General features: G+C 34.5%; 12 protein-coding genes, 2 pseudogenes and 3 other annotated features. Of the genes and pseudogenes, 4 read left to right on the plus strand and 10 right to left on the minus strand.

Annotation, left to right across the window (positions count from 1 at the left end; genetic code table 11):
- Nucleotides 1-12: 12 nt before the first annotated feature.
- From aroC to ACZ76X_RS02255, 3 genes are all read right to left on the minus strand, one after another.
- Complete coding sequence (gene aroC / locus ACZ76X_RS02245; RefSeq protein WP_016110183.1) at nucleotides 13-1,185, minus strand: chorismate synthase; 1,173 nt, start codon at nucleotides 1,183-1,185, stop codon at nucleotides 13-15.
- Nucleotides 1,186-1,238: 53 nt separating this feature from the next.
- Nucleotides 1,239-1,458, minus strand: a binding site (T-box leader).
- 9 nt (nucleotides 1,459-1,467) lie between these two features.
- Nucleotides 1,468-2,544 (minus strand): bifunctional 3-deoxy-7-phosphoheptulonate synthase/chorismate mutase, encoded by a 1,077-nt coding sequence (locus ACZ76X_RS02250; RefSeq protein WP_427230156.1) that lies wholly within the window; start codon nucleotides 2,542-2,544, stop codon nucleotides 1,468-1,470.
- A 194-nt stretch (nucleotides 2,545-2,738) separates the two neighbouring features.
- Nucleotides 2,739-2,974: a binding site (T-box leader), on the minus strand.
- Between the two features lie 54 nt (nucleotides 2,975-3,028).
- Nucleotides 3,029-3,265 (minus strand) — a binding site (T-box leader).
- A gap of 108 nt (nucleotides 3,266-3,373) precedes the next feature.
- Nucleotides 3,374-6,886, minus strand: a complete 3,513-nt coding sequence (locus tag ACZ76X_RS02255) for a DUF4020 domain-containing protein (protein ID WP_479849369.1) — start codon at nucleotides 6,884-6,886, stop codon at nucleotides 3,374-3,376.
- Between the two features lie 151 nt (nucleotides 6,887-7,037).
- Between ACZ76X_RS02255 and ACZ76X_RS02260 the strand changes: the two genes are divergently transcribed.
- Nucleotides 7,038-7,475: a YndM family protein gene (locus tag ACZ76X_RS02260; RefSeq protein ID WP_000997706.1), complete on the plus strand. Its 438-nt coding sequence runs from the start codon at nucleotides 7,038-7,040 to the stop codon at nucleotides 7,473-7,475.
- 209 nt (nucleotides 7,476-7,684) lie between these two features.
- Here ACZ76X_RS02260 and ACZ76X_RS02265 read toward each other — a convergent pair whose 3' ends face one another.
- From ACZ76X_RS02265 to ACZ76X_RS02275, 3 genes and pseudogenes are all read right to left on the minus strand, one after another.
- Nucleotides 7,685-8,215 (minus strand): cysteine hydrolase family protein, encoded by a 531-nt coding sequence (locus ACZ76X_RS02265; protein ID WP_479849855.1) that lies wholly within the window; start codon nucleotides 8,213-8,215, stop codon nucleotides 7,685-7,687.
- Between the two features lie 15 nt (nucleotides 8,216-8,230).
- A pseudogene (locus tag ACZ76X_RS02270) lies at nucleotides 8,231-8,764 on the minus strand (GNAT family N-acetyltransferase); the annotation flags it as partial.
- A gap of 13 nt (nucleotides 8,765-8,777) precedes the next feature.
- Nucleotides 8,778-9,083, minus strand: coding sequence for a YfzA family protein (locus tag ACZ76X_RS02275; protein WP_479849370.1), 306 nt, complete (start codon nucleotides 9,081-9,083; stop codon nucleotides 8,778-8,780).
- Nucleotides 9,084-9,183: 100 nt separating this feature from the next.
- Here ACZ76X_RS02275 and ACZ76X_RS02280 point away from each other — a divergent pair, with 100 nt between their 5' ends.
- Nucleotides 9,184-9,708, plus strand: coding sequence for a kinase (locus tag ACZ76X_RS02280; protein WP_479849371.1), 525 nt, complete (start codon nucleotides 9,184-9,186; stop codon nucleotides 9,706-9,708).
- Nucleotides 9,709-9,726: 18 nt separating this feature from the next.
- On the opposite strand, the gene ACZ76X_RS02285 is transcribed toward ACZ76X_RS02280, so the two are convergent.
- The 3 genes from ACZ76X_RS02285 to ACZ76X_RS02295 form a co-directional block, all read right to left on the minus strand.
- Nucleotides 9,727-10,401, minus strand: a complete 675-nt coding sequence (locus ACZ76X_RS02285) for a hypothetical protein (protein ID WP_479849372.1) — start codon at nucleotides 10,399-10,401, stop codon at nucleotides 9,727-9,729.
- A gap of 230 nt (nucleotides 10,402-10,631) precedes the next feature.
- Nucleotides 10,632-12,119, minus strand: a complete 1,488-nt coding sequence (gene entB / locus ACZ76X_RS02290; RefSeq protein ID WP_479849373.1) for a cell wall-binding protein EntB — start codon at nucleotides 12,117-12,119, stop codon at nucleotides 10,632-10,634.
- A 442-nt stretch (nucleotides 12,120-12,561) separates the two neighbouring features.
- On the minus strand, nucleotides 12,562-13,053 hold the full coding sequence (locus tag ACZ76X_RS02295) for a nitroreductase (protein ID WP_479849374.1): 492 nt from the start codon (nucleotides 13,051-13,053) through the stop codon (nucleotides 12,562-12,564).
- A 179-nt stretch (nucleotides 13,054-13,232) separates the two neighbouring features.
- Between ACZ76X_RS02295 and ACZ76X_RS02300 the strand changes: the two genes are divergently transcribed.
- Entirely contained in the window at nucleotides 13,233-13,613 is a 381-nt protein-coding gene (locus ACZ76X_RS02300) for a VOC family protein (RefSeq protein WP_479849375.1), read from the plus strand.
- A gap of 22 nt (nucleotides 13,614-13,635) precedes the next feature.
- Nucleotides 13,636-14,124: pseudogene (locus ACZ76X_RS02305) on the plus strand (GNAT family N-acetyltransferase).
- Between the two features lie 147 nt (nucleotides 14,125-14,271).
- Here the strand turns inward: ACZ76X_RS02305 and ACZ76X_RS02310 are convergent.
- Entirely contained in the window at nucleotides 14,272-15,708 is a 1,437-nt protein-coding gene (locus ACZ76X_RS02310; protein WP_479849376.1) for a GntP family permease, read from the minus strand.
- Nucleotides 15,709-15,757 lie beyond the last annotated feature (49 nt).

A 15,757-nucleotide genomic window follows, 5' to 3' on the forward strand; every position in this document is an offset into this window, starting at 1 on the left:
ACCACCTTTTTATTAAAATTCTTTTGCGTATTTATTATGTTGCGTAATGTTTTGCTGAATTAACTCCATACGATCTTTTCCGAATTGTTCGACTAGTGCATGTGCAAGTTCCCATGCTACAACAGATTCAGCTACTACTCCAGCTGCTGGTACTGCACAACTATCAGATCTTTCAATACTCGCCTGGAAAGCTTCTTTCGTATCAATATCAACACTTGCTAACGGTTTGTATAATGTAGGTATTGGTTTCATAACACCTCTAACGACAATTGGCATACCTGTTGTCATACCACCTTCTAAACCACCTGCATTATTCGTTTTTCTCGTGTATCCTTGTTCTTCATCCCATAAAATTTCATCATGCACTTTACTTCCTGGCTGCCTTGCTGCTTCAAAACCAACGCCAATTTCAGCACCTTTAAATGCATTAATACTCATAATCGCACCAGCAAGTTTGGCATCTAATTTACGGTCGTAATGAACGTAACTACCAACGCCAATCGGCATTCCTTCTGCAATGACTTCAACAATACCCCCGATTGAATCTCCGCTACTTTTTGCGTTATCAATCGCATCCATCATTTCTTGTTCTACTTCTTTATCTAAACATCGAACTGGTGAGTTTTCAGTAATTGTTTGAATTTCTTCCATTGATAAGTTTGAAACATGTTTTGCTTTTACTCCGCCAATTTCAAGTACATGCCCTGCAATTTCTACGCCTAATTCTTTTAAAATTTGTTTCGCGACTGCACCAGCGGCTACACGAACTGTCGTTTCTCTTGCGGATGAGCGCTCTAATACGTTTCTTATATCACGATGTCCGTATTTAATTGCTCCATTTAAATCTGCATGTCCTGGACGTGGTTTTGTAATTGTACGTTTCATTTCTTTACTTTCTTTTTCCGAAATTGGCTCTGCACCCATTACTTTCGTCCAATGTTTGAAATCATCATTCTTTACGATTAGTGTTATCGGTGAGCCAAGTGTCATCCCATGACGAACACCACTTACAATTTCAACTGTATCCGTTTCAATTTGCATACGTCTCCCGCGTCCGTGCCCTTTTTGTCTTCTTAATAATTCTTTATTAATATGTTCTGCTGTTAATGTTAAACCCGCTGGTACACCTTCTAAAATAACTGTTAACTGCGGTCCATGTGATTCTCCAGCTGTAATGTATCTCATTTCTCTTGCCCCTTTACTATTTTTTTGTACAAAAAAGTCCCTACTGAGCGCTCAGTAGGGACGATGTTTATCGCGGTACCACCCTAGTTGTAGACTTCTTTCGTCTACCTCTCTTCTTCTTTAACGATCGTTAGACCGTCTTTCCCTACAATACTTTGCGGAAAAGATGCTCCAAGGCTGTAATTCATGCTTACCTTTGTACTGATTCACACCGACCATCAGCTCTCTTTAACAGTGAGGTAAGCACTACTGTTTCCTCTTCAGCGCATATATGATATGGAATTAAGATAATTTATTTTTGAATCCTTTTAACTCTTCCATAAATTTATGGAATTCTGGAATATCCATTTGTTGTGCAGAATCTGATAATGCAACTGCTGGATCTGGATGTACTTCAGCCATTACTGCATCTGCGCCAATTGCAAGTGCCGCTTTCGCTGTTGGTAATAATAAATCTCTACGTCCAGTTGAATGCGTTACGTCAACGATAACTGGTAAATGTGTTTCTTTCTTTAAAATCGGTACAGCAGAAATGTCTAATGTGTTACGTGTTGCTCTTTCGTATGTGCGGATACCGCGCTCACATAGAATAATTTGGTCGTTACCTTGTGCAATGATGTATTCAGCTGCGTTAATGAATTCATCAATTGTTGCTGCTAATCCACGTTTTAATAATACTGGCTTGTTAACTTTACCTACAGCTCGTAATAAATCAAAGTTTTGCATGTTACGTGCACCAACTTGAATTACATCAACATAGTCTAATGCCATTTCAACATCGTTTGGATTTAAAATCTCACTGATGATTGCTAAGTCGAATTCATCTGCTACTTGGCGTAAAATTTGTAATCCTTCTACTCCTAAACCTTGGAAATCGTATGGAGATGTTCTCGGTTTGAAAGCACCACCGCGCATTAATTTTAAGCCTTGGTCTTTCATCGCTTGCCCTACTTGGCGAACTTGCTCTAAGCTTTCTACCGCACAAGGTCCCATGATGAACGTTTGTGTTCCGTTACCAATCAATTCACCTTTTACATCAACGATTGTGTTTTCTTTTTTCTTTTTACGTGATACTAGTAATGCTTTACGGTTATCATCTTCTTGTAATTCTAAGCTAGCTTTGAAGATTGTTTTGAAAATATGTTGAACTGTTGATGTTTCGAATGGTCCTTCGTTATTCTCTGCGATCATATCAAGTACTTCACGCTCACGTACTGGATCAAAACGTTTCGTACCTTGTACTTGCTTTTGCTCCCCAATTTTTTGAACGATTTCACCACGTTTATTTAAAAGGTGTAATAGTTGTAAGTTAATTTCATCTACTTGTTTACGTAATTGATCTAATTCATGATTTGCCATTTGGAAATCCTCCTCTAATGTTTTAAAAATATAGTAAGAGAATGAAAAATTCTCTATTTTCTGAACTGATAAATTATACAAATTTTAAGCGGAATCGATACCTCTTCTTATTTTAAACGAATATTTCCTATAAGGACACTATCTACTAGATAAAAACCCACTTTTTTGTACAAAAAATCCCTACTGATTCAATCAGTAGGGACGATATTTATCGCGGTACCACCCTAGTTGTAGACTTCTTTCGTCTACCTCTCTTCATTGTTAACGATCATCTGACCGTCTTTCCCTTCATAAAGACAATACTATCTTTACTACGAAAAAGATGCTCTAGGACTGTAATTCGCTCTTGTTTTTGTACTGGTTCGCACCAACCACCAGCTCTCTGTTACAGGGAAACAACAACTACTGCTTTTCCTTTCAACGCATGAATATTAAATTTTCAAGTTGGACCACTAAAATACAAAAAGTCCCTACTGAATAAATCAGTAGGGACGATATTTATCGCGGTACCACCCTAGTTGTAGACTAAATTTCCGTCTACCTCTCTTCACTGTTAACGATCAATTGACCGCTTTTTCTTCATAAAGAAAATACTATCTTTACTACGAAAAAGATGCTCCAAGACTGTAATTCATGATTATCCCTGTACTGGTTCACACCAACCACCAGCTCTCTGTTACAGTAAGACTAACCACTACTGTGATCTCTTCATTGCACTTTGTTTATTCAAATGTTTTTTGAAATTGAATAAGTATGATTCGTATTATAGAACGCTTTTCAAAACACTGTCAACAACTTTTTATATATTTTTTAAAATTTCACTTTCGCCCTACATTTCTTCTTGTAAATTCTCCATAACAATTCCGATGCGAATTATCTCATTATCTATTGCGTTTAATACACATTTTTCTGCTCCAAACTGGATTAATACTTCTTTTATTTGAAGGATTTCCGTTTCAAGTAAATCAGCTTCCTGAAGCGTTTGCAGTAACGTGAAAAATACGTTTGCATACAATTCTTTATACATTTTTATACTCTCTATCTTTTCAAGTATTTCATTAAATAACTGTTTTAAATCCGTTTGATTCCCTTTTCCACTCACGTACGAAAACGATTTACATATTTTCGATAATCCTCTTTCTACTATTTCATCCATAAATAAAATAATACGTAAAAGCATTACATATTCTCTAGCTGTAATTTCACCCATTTTCGGGCGTTCTCGTAAAAATATACTAAGCCAAGCTGTCCAAAATTTTTGTTGTTCTTTTGCACTTAACGTTTTGATGTAATAGCATAAAAACTGCATAAATTTAATTTTATTTTCTTCATTTTCTCGTATAAGCAACGGATATAACCAATCTGTTTTTTGCTCCCAATACAGTACACATTTAATAAATACAAAACTGAGCCATTTCAAGAATGCTTCCCTCGTATGTGGATGTAATATTTCCAAATGTTCTACCGCATACTGAATAAATCGCTTCATTTCTGTAAATAAAGGTAAATTGATTTGCGTGTAACATAAGCCTGCCCATGCATATTTCGTAATCTCATTCTCCTTCTTTAAATCTAAGTACGGTAACAAATATTTTCGGCACCATTGTTTCTCAATATGATAAAGAAATGTAATATCTGCTACTAAACGAGCTAACATGTAATTTGTCCGTTCAGAACTAACTCTTACTTGTTCCTCAAATAAAAATAAATATTCATACACGTTACGATCGTATAAATGATCATATGATAACAGTTTTAATAATACAGCTGTCATTTTTCCAACGGGATGCTGGATTGATTCATTATAAAAGTCTTGTTTTCCAAGCTTAAAATCTGTACCACTTTTCATTACTTGAGGAAATACCGCAAAAGCAAATCGTTTCACGTTACGTATACTATTCTCCTCTAACTCTTCTAACCGATTACTAATTTCATATAGAAAACTACTAATTAACCAATGAAAAGCAGTATTTCTAACAAATTTCTGCAATAATGGAACAACTTTTTGGATTTGTTCATTTGTCAGTCCTCTGTTATTTCTCCACTCTCTAATACAAACAAACCACACTTCATTACTTATTTCGTGCATACCAACTAATTGATAAGCAAAAGAAATACTCCATTCTGTATTCAATTTACATGCTTTCGATAACATCTCTAAAAAATGACGTTGTTCAAAAATACCATCTTGAGAAAATTGACGAACTTGTTTCATAATTTCTTCTTCTTTTAGCTGCAATAATCCATCAGCAGTTATATTACAAGTAATACTTTGTTCTGTCGTCTCTTTTTTTTGTACACTGAATCGCTCTGAATGAAAGTGAGGATGTTTTTGCCTCATTACCTCATAACCTTTTGCAGTAGATGGACTATTCGAATCACAAGTGAATAATAAATCTAACACGAAACAAACATCAAATGCCCTCTCCTCTGCAAGGTCCTTCAATACAATTTGAATGACTTCTTCCTTTGTTTTTTCTAAAGAGAGTGCGAAATGATTTTTTATAAGCTGAAAAACTTCTTGTTTATACGTGACATCTAAAAGAAGTCCTTCTTGTAACAACCATTTCATTTTGTCATCGGCGCTAACAAATATATTTTTATTCATCGCATCAATTGCAATTCGATTTTGAAGTATGCTGTTTGCTTCTATCATTTCTGTAATATAATAATTAGCTTTTTTCTCATTGTTTTCACATAAATAGACTAAACACTCTTTTACAATTTGAATTAAAAACGCAAGATCATTTTGCTGAACTTCTTTTTCTACATTCTCCTTATCCTTTTTTTTCAGTGCCGTTTGTCTTAGTGATAACATTCGCATCTTCTCTATTCCCATCGTCATAATTGGAACTGCGTAATAGGAAATATGCGGCTTCATTTTCTCATTCCAAATTTGCTCCACATAAGCAAATGTAGACACTGGTAATCGACTCGATTCCTCGAGCTCTATTGATTCTTGCGTATCATTTCCCCATTTCCTCTCTCGCTTCAACTTAAGCTTTCCGTCCAAAATAAACGTTAGTAACAATAAAGCAATTTCTTTATGATCAGGAAAAGAACATTTTTGCAGTAAACAAGAAATTATTTCAATCGATTTACTATCTTTTTCAGCTGTTTCTAATAAAAGAAGTGCCCATCTTGCGAACAATACCGGGTCCATCTCAATTTTCGTTTCACTTAAGTAACTACAAATTGTTCTCCATAGTAGCGGAGATATTTTAGATTGATTTTTAAAAATTAATTGAAATAATTCTTTTTGATGACTAAAAAGAAATTGTTCCACTAACCATCCTGCAAGTAGTTCATCTACCTCATTATAGTTTGATGTAACTAAAAATAAATTTTGTAATTTCCCTTCTGCTTCCAGCCATTCCACCCATTCATAATCATGAGCAAATTCAACAAAGTAGCGGACTGTTTCAATTTTTTTTATTGATTGTTTTATGTATGATAATTGTTCCTGCTCTACTGAAGGTGGAACTGTTACTATGTCACGAATGCGCATTCGTTTTGTAATATAATTATCCCCCATTAATTCTGCCCATCGTTTCACCGCTTTAACGAGAGATTGATGATTATTACCTTTATTCGGATATACAATCGGCCTTATTCCTAAATGCTCCCAATGGTACGTATTTTCCCCTTGTGCAACAAAAGCATAACGCCTTGTACTTGGTGGTAATCCAGTCGCTAAATATTTCATTACTGGGTCATTATGGCTATATCCAACGAATAAAACGGTATAATTCGAGAATAAATCAACTAAAAACCTTCTTGCCCATCCTTCCGTCAAGTAAGCCCTTCCAAAATCACCATCTGTTAAAATTAAAGCTTCTTTCTCTTGTTCTATATTGCCATGTATGTAAGCAAGCCCTTTAAACGCTCTCCCTGTAGGTAACGCAGGTGCGTAATATACATTTAATTCTCTATTCATTTCTTTTATCGCAGTTGTAAAATGTCGATCAAAATTTGTCGTTACAATGCGGACTTCTGTATCTAAAGGAAACAACCTCGGAATCGCATAATGAAGCGGATTCGGCTTTGACTTTTCAGTATGAACTAAATCTCTCGCAACTTGATGCACATCTTTTGTTCTCGCAATTTTACCAAGATAATAATCATGAGGTTCAGTTATTTCGCGTTTTTCTACATATAACGTTTTTGCAATTTCATCAACTAGATCATCAAAATTTGGTAAGTTAGATTTCCCTTTCATAGAAACTCCCGCTCCAACAAATAATACTAACTTCCCTTGTTCCAGATGATCAATTAACTCATCTGGAATTTCTACTTCTGAAGTAATCCACACCAAGGATTCCCCCTTACCTAAAAATGTCATATACTCTCATTTTACTATAACATTTTTTTGTTATTTTTATAATATTTAGACTAAATTTTGAACATGAAAAAGTTTTATGTAAATATACCCGTTGCAATGTATGAACTCCAGAATTTATTGAAAAACTATGTATAAATCGGAGGTGTAAATTTTGAATGATTTCACAGTAGTGCTTATCAAATTTATTTCGTGTATTATCGCATTCAGTATTGGACTCGCTTTATTTTTCCCTGCAACATTCGTCCAAATTATTTCTTTCAGTCTTTTTGTAACAATCGTATCTTATATGTTCGTTGATAAAATTATTTTGAATCGAATTGGCAATACTGGTGCCATTATGTCGGATTTCTTACTAACATATTTAAGTGTATGGATTTTCGGTAATATTTTATTAGACAACTATATGCAAATTGCATGGGGAAGCATCCTTTCTGCGATCGTCTTCACATTATCTGAAGTAATCGTCCATCGCTTCTCTAACTCCCGCACAAGACACCACAACGATAATATTCATATTAATCGTCGTTTTGCATATGGTACGGAATTTGCTGAAGAACAGAATATATTGGATAAAGATAAGAAGAAGTAACATTTTGATGCAGGAGCGCCCTTTTTAATTATGTGGTGCTCCTTTTTTAGGCTATCATTTTGGTACGTGAAATTATATCGACGATATTTCAAATATATCTATCGTAACTTGAAATATATCAACGATTATTTCAAGTTATCGACGTTTCGACAAAAGATATCGACTTACCGACAATATCTGACAACATTTTTCTAATAAAAAACTACCTCTTATTTAGAGGCAGTCACTTTCAAATCTTTTAACGGAACAACATTAGCAAATGCTCCAAACACTACGTTATGATGCTTTATAATGTCTTCCGCACGTAACACGTCTGTATGAAACGTACTATGTGCATCACTCACTAACGTAACTTTATACCCTTCACTAAACGCTCTTCGCGTTGTCGTATCCACACAGTACTCCGTTTGCATTCCTGAAATGATAACATGCTCAATTCCTTTTCCTTGTAATACTTCATTTAAGTTCGTCTTATGAAATGAATCTGGCGTCGTCTTTTCAACAATACTGTCCCCTTTTTGCGGAGCAATCGCCTCATGCACTTTCCAGCCCTCTGTACCTTTTTCTAACGGATGATCTTTTGGTCCGTTATGTTGTACGTAAATAACTGGAATATCATTAGAACGACACTCCCCAATAAGTTCTTGCAATATTTCTAAAAACTTTTCCCCGTTATGTACTGGCATTCCTGCTGTATACATACCTGCCTGCACATCAATTACTATTAATGCTTTTTTCATTTCACGCAGCTCCCTTTGTTTGTACTCCATCATCCAACAATCTTCTAAATTCCCCTCATGCAGCTCATGTTCCTTTAACATCTTCATCTTTTTAAATCCGCATTTTTCATAACAGTTTATCGCGCGTTCATTATTTACTTTCGGGTCCATTGCGATTGCTTCTGCTCCCGTGTTCTCCATAATATATGTAATTGCTGCCTGAACGAGTTTCGTTCCAATTCCTTTTTCCCAATAAGTTGGTTCACCGATAAATTGATCCATTCCCCATACATTTTGAGATTCTTCATAGCCATATAATGCTTTCCACTCAGAATCAACTGGATACATTTGAATATAACCAATCGGCATATCATTAAACTCTATTACACATCTTTTTTCATGACTATTGGGATTATGTATGAAATGATTCAGTACCATCTTTACAGATTGCGGATTATCTCGCCCTTCGTAATACTGCAGTACTTCTGGGTCCGTTAACCATTTTGAAATGACCTGTGCATCCTCTTCTTTTACGTACCGTACCGATACATGATCTTTTTGAAATAGCATATAATACCTCTTTTTAATTATTTATATTTTTCCTTGTTGTGAAATCTTTCATTGCACCTATTAATGCGTATGGTAACAATGTAATCGCAAAAAATGCTGTAAATACATTAAAATGAGGAATTTCATATGGAGTGAACCATTCCGTGAAAAATTCAGAATGTAAAATTCTATTTAAAAACTCTCCACTTGGCTTAAAATTTGGTGCCCATTCTGTAATCTCACAAATAATAAATAGTAATTGAACAATTATAAATGCTCCTAGATAGCGAAACCATGTCCGTTTCCAAATTGGCTGCGCCTTATTCAATTCATGTTCCATTTAACTCCCACCTTTTTATTTCCATCCTATTAATTATACACTTTTCACAGTCTTTTTGTTAAAATTTTCTATATATTCATTCATGCTGGAGGAATTCAATATGTCTAATCCTATACTTACATCAACATTAATCATTCTTAGAGGAAACTCCGCAAGTGGTAAAACAACAATCGCAAAGCAACTACAAGAACATTTCGGACAAGGTACACTTTTAGTATCACAAGATGTTGTACGTAGAGATATGCTTAGAGTACACGACACAATGGGGAATTTATCGCATGATTTACTATTTGAAATTACGAAGTACGGAAAAGGAAAATGTGAGTTTGTTATTTTAGAAGGTATATTAAACAATCGTAGGTATGGTGAGATGTTAAAAGAACTAATTCATTATTTTGATAAAAATGCATTTACATATTACTTTGATTTATCATTAGAGGAAACTATTAGACGACATAACACAAGAGACAAACGACACGAATTTGGTGAAGATTCCCTACAAAACTGGTATAATCCGCACGATACTATTAAGGTTGCCAGAGAAACTATTTTTACAGATAACTTTACGCAAAAAGATATATTTAATACGATTCTTACTGATGTTGCAATCAAAAAACAAGACTAACAGAATATGTTAGTCTTGTTATGTACTTTGTATTTCAGTTTTTATAATTGAACAATCTTTACATACATAATAGTATATATTCATTTCCCCAAACTGGAAATCAACTACTGAAATCAGTCCGCGTTCTTCGATATCTTGTGTAATTGTAGCAACATACTTCATCTCTTTAGAACAACTTGGACACGCCAAATTCTCTGGAAGGTCATCATATAATGGTGCCCCTAATAATCTACATACATATTCAGAACCGAACAAGTCAAAAGCTTCCCAGTAACTATCTTCATCTATAGGTATGTCATCATTTTTCATATTTATAAGCTTTACCGTTGTTTTTGGTAATGAAACTGGTAACTTATATTCCTCTTCCATTATCCATTCTTCTGTATTTTGCTGCTGTATGATTTGAATTGTTTTACCTCCATCACTTAACTGAAAATATTGCGGTTCCCACACCATCGCGCAATTCAAGCATGAAATTAATGGTAGAATGTCTAGCTCACTACTTTTAAGTTCAGCGATCCTCTCATCTTTTAAATCAAAACAGAATATTTGATGCATATTCTCACCACATAACTTACATACTGGCAAATTGTAATCTTCACCACCAAAGTAATGATTATAGGAATCTTTCCCCTCAATTACTCTATATCCTTTTAACTCATTGCAATGTGCGCCATATAATTCTGTTGTCATATTTTATCCTCGCTTTAAATAGATCTAATCCAATTCATTATAAATAAAACTAACACTAGAATACACCTATACTTTAAACTTAATTAAACTATTACGAGTGAAAGTACATAGTAAATGATTTGATATATAATATATTTACTTTTTATTTTCTGGTATCAATCATATTTACTCACAAAATAAAAGCCAGCCTCAATAAAGAGAACTGACTTCCATCTGGATCATTATAGTTCTTATAAAATTTTCACTTTAACAGTTTGTCTTCCCCAATTCATAGCTTTACTTTTTGAACCCATTAAAACATCAATACGATTTCCTTTAATAGCACTTCCCGTATCACCAGCGATAGCTTCTCCATAACCTTCTACCCAAACTTTAGATCCTAATGGGATTACTTTCGGATCAACCGCGATAATTCTCATATTCGGATTAGCCGTTAAATCATGCCCCATCGCAGTTAAAACGCGTCCACCATATGTACCATTTTCACTTGGATCAGCAGTATATGCTGTCGCAACTACCGTTAATTCACGTTTAGCAGACTGTATGTTATTTTTAGACTCTTCTTTTGCTTTTGCTTCTTCCTTAGCTTTTGCTATTTCCCTTGCTTTTTCTTCTTCTTTAGCCTTTGCTATTTCTCTTGCTTTCTCTTCTTCTTCTTTAGCCTTTGCTATTTCTCTTGCTTTCTCTTCTTCCTTAGCCTTTGCTATTTCTCTTGCTTTCTCTTCTTCCTTAGCCTTTGCTATTTCCCTTGCTTTCTCTTCTTCCTTAGCTTTTGCTATTTCTCTTGCTTTCTCTTCTTCCTTAGCTTTTGCTATTTCTCTTGCTTTCTCTTCTACTTGGGCTTTCACGTCTTCCTTAGGCTTTACTACTTCTTGTACCTTCGTTTCTTCCTTAGGCCTTACTACTTCTTGTACTTTCGTTTCTTCCTTAGGCTTTACTACTTCTTGTACTTTCGTTTCTTCCTTAGGCTTTACTACTTCTTGTACTTTCGTTTCTTCCTTAGGCTTTACTACTTCTTGTACTTTCACTTCTTCCTTAGGCTTTACTACTTCTTGTACTTTCGCTTCTTCTTTAGGCTTTACTACTTCTTGTACTTTCGCTTCTTCTTTAGGCTTTACTACTTCTTGTACTTTCGCTTCTTCTTTAGGCTTTACTACTTCTTGTACTTTCGCTTCTTCCTTAGGCTTTGCTATCTTTTGTGCTTTAACTTCATCCTTAGCTTTAGCTGGTTTGTGTACTTTCGCTACTTGCTTCGTTTTCTCTTTAGCTGTGTTTTCAACTGGTGCTGTACTTGATAGAAAAGAAACGTTAACATAGGCTGTTTTTCCTTTATACTCAAATTGTAACCAACCGTCTTTTACTTGATGCGTTGATTCAATTACATCATCTGTTTTTAGTCTGCCGAGTATTTCTGATTCGGTACTTGCATCAGAACGGACATTTAACAAATTCGCTGTTACATAATATACATCTTTTGTAAACTCCGCACTTACAAAGACTTCTTTACCTTTTAAATCAATTTTTGACCATCCATCTTCCGTATGTATAACTTTTAACTTTTCTCCTTCTTTTACTTTTTTGACAACTTTTGATTCAGTAGTCGGTTTTTCACGTACGTTGAGTACATCTGCTGTTACGATTGTTTCTGCGGTAGCAGTTGTAGTAAATGCTCCCAATCCAAAAACAGTTGCTGTTGCTGCGCCAATTATTTTTTTCATATTAGCCTCCATTATTTTTTCGGTTTCTACCAAATACCCCCATAAAATTAGGAAAGCATTTGCAACAGTATATTAATACGACTTAATATACTGCTATTAAAACTCCTTACTCCAATACTATCAAATTCTCATTTTTAATTCTATATATTATAAAGTGAAACTTTAATCAGTGGGGGTTTTCTTCATCCCCCACTGATTATTAGTTGAACCAATCGGACTTTAATGGGCAGTTGATCCCCCACCTAAATTCTTTGCTTTTCCTGAATTTTGAGGTGGGGGTCTTACTGCCCATTAAAGCGGGATAAAATGAATTTTCGCTCTATATAACATATATTAATATTTATGAGTTTGTATTATAAAAATTAAAAATATACTAATACTAGTTTGATTAAAGTTACCTAAAATTCTACTATCAAAACAAAATGAAACAATACTTTTTATGCTACATAGTTATTGCAATTCCTGCCAAAAACAAACTTACGATTGCTAAAATTTTTGTGCCGACTATAGCCCCTCTTAAATGAAACTTATAATCTTTATATCCCTTCATGCCTTCTGTACTAGGAATAACAACAAACCTTGGGGTAATCCAGCAAAAGATTAGCCAATCCAGTATAAACAAATCTACTACATTAAAAATTATTAAAATACCAAAAGTATGTAAATAGGCATCAATATATAATAATTTTTCATGTTTATGTAATATATATGTAGAAACGAAAGGAGTACCGAAAAGAATCGCATTATATGCAATGTTAAAGTAAATCGATTGCTTTTTTTCATGAATCGATTTTGGAAACACTACCTTTTGAATATCTTTCGGATACTCAGTTAATGAAAGACGAGGATTATAATATAAAGATCCTAAAATCATTACGGATAATACAATAGACATAATGACACCAACGTACATCATTTGCTCAAATGGATTCATATGCTACATTCACCTTTTTCTTTAATTACTATGTTGTTCCTTTACTTAATTACACATTGTATGCTCATAAATAACCAAAAATTAATACCACCTTCAACACCTAATCAAAATTCTTGCAATGCAAAAACAATTTTTATAAAGTGAAAGCCTAATTAGTTAAGTTAGGATTGGTGAAAACTATGAAAATAGAACATATTGCAATTTGGGTAAATGATTTAGAATTAATGCGTTCTTTCTATACGAAGTACTTTAATGGTAAATCGAACTCTTTATATCATAATAAAGTGAAACAATTTGAATCTTACTTTATTACATTCGAATCTGGAGCAAGACTTGAAATTATGCGTAAAAAAGGTATAGAAAACGAGCCTAACCCCAACATAACTGGCTATGCTCATATGGCTTTCTCTGTCGGTAGTGAAGAACGTGTAAATGAATTAACTACAACATTAAAAAATGATGGTTATCCTTTATTAAATGGACCACGTTTCACTGGAGATGGCTATTACGAAAGTGTGATTAGCGATCCTGAAGGTAATCAAATTGAAATTACAATTTAATTTATTTTTTTCTGAAGAACAAATGAAAATTTGTTTGGAGGAATATTATACAAAAGCTAAATTTGAAGAAACAGATTTCAATTTATATTTCCGACTCGTATCTAATAAAAAAATAATGCCGCAAATTATCGAACGCGCTATTCCGTTAGATGAAGCGAAAAATGACTTTACTAGGCTGTTGCCATGAAAATCATCAAATTTTCGACTGTTATAAAGTATATAATTCTATTACAAATGAGTATATCGATCTTGGACATGTTACGATACACGAGGATAATGTTAAAGAGGCCGAAATTGGTTATATGATTTTTCCAGAGCACTGGGAAAAAGGTATAGTAGCAGGATTGTAAAGGAACTAATGAATATAGCGAAGCTGACAGACATAAACGTTCTAAAAGTAATTATTGATCCGAACAATATTCCTTCTCGCAAAAGTTTAATACATGTAGGTTTTATAACGGAGAAAGTTTGTGAGTTTGATGGATTGCCTGGGGAGATATTATGTACATAAATTTAACTAAATAAAAAGAGATACTACTAGTAGTATCTCTTCTTCCTCTTAGCCATAATTTCATGGAATGGTGGCTTTTTCTATTTACCACTATTCTAATTTCAAATTGAAGTCTGCGTTATTTATAGCAGACAATCCTTCTTCCTATTATACAATAGAAAACATCATATACACTCCAACTACGAAGAATACGGCTAATGTCTTAATTATCGTAATTCCAAAAATCTCTTTATAAGCTTCCCGGTGCGTTAATCCGGTAACTGCAAGTAAAGTTATAACCGCTCCATTATGAGGTAAAGTATCCATACCTCCTGCCGCCATTGCAATTACACGATGTAGCACATCTAGCGGAATATCAAAGTTCGCTGCCGCTTCAATATATTTTTCTGCCATTAAACCTAAAGTAATACTCATTCCACCTGATCCTGATCCTGTCAATCCGCATAATATATTTGTCATGACCGCTCCACTAATTAAAGGATTTGAGAAAGTTCCCGTTAAATAGTTTTGAATCATGACAAATCCAGGTAAAGCTGCTATAACGGCACCAAATCCATATTCGGCTGCAGTGTTCATAGCTGCTAAGATTGAACCACTTACCCCCACACTTGTAATAGATTGAAAATGCTCTTTTACCGCTTGGAAGTTTAATAATATAGCAGACAATATTCCGATAAGAAGTGCCATTTCCACTGACCAAATCCCCACGACTTGTCCCATATCAATTGTTCCGTACTCCTTCAAACCTATGGATGCAAAATCAAATCCCTTTGTATACCAAACAGGAATGAATTCTGTAAAGACCTTATTCATCACTCCAACCAGTACAAGCGGAAGAAATGCTATCCAGTAACTAACTGGAATTACATCGCTGGAAGCAATCGGATTTTGCACCAATTGCGTGCTAGTTGTAGCAGCCATCTCAGAAGTAGCACCGCCTTTTCCGAGGTACCCCTCTCCCTTAGCAGCAGCCTTCTTCCTACATCTTTCCAAATACAACATACCACATATAAAGATAAACAATGCTCCTATAATTCCTAATGTAGGAGCGGCATAAATATCTGTTTTAAAGAACGTAGTTGGAATAACGTTCTGGATTTGAGGCGATCCAGGAAGTGAATCCATCGAAAATGTAAATGCGCTAAATGCGATTGTTGCAGGAATGAGACGTTTTGGAATATCCGCCTCACGAAATAATTGCGCCGCAAATGGATAAATCGCAAATACTGCGACAAATAAACTAACACCGCTATATGTAAGAATCGCTCCCATTAATACGATGGAAAGAATTGCTCTTTTCACACCTATAAAACGGATAATAATTTTCGCGATTTTTTCTGCTATTCCAGTGATTTCTACCACTTTACCGAATATCGCTCCGAGCAAAAATACAGGGAAATATAATTTTATAAATCCGACCATCTTCGCCATAAAAACATTAGAAAAGAATGGTAAAACATTCGCCGGTTCTGTTAAAAACACAGCAAGCAACGCACATAACGGAGCGAATAAAATGACTGAGAATCCTCGGTAAGCCACAAAAATAAGCAAGCCAAGCGATAACAATACAATCAATAAATCCATAACCCCAATCCCCCTCAATTATATGGATTTTTTAACTTTGCATCCTTTT

The organism is Bacillus sp. BC05(2025) (assembly GCF_056725905.1).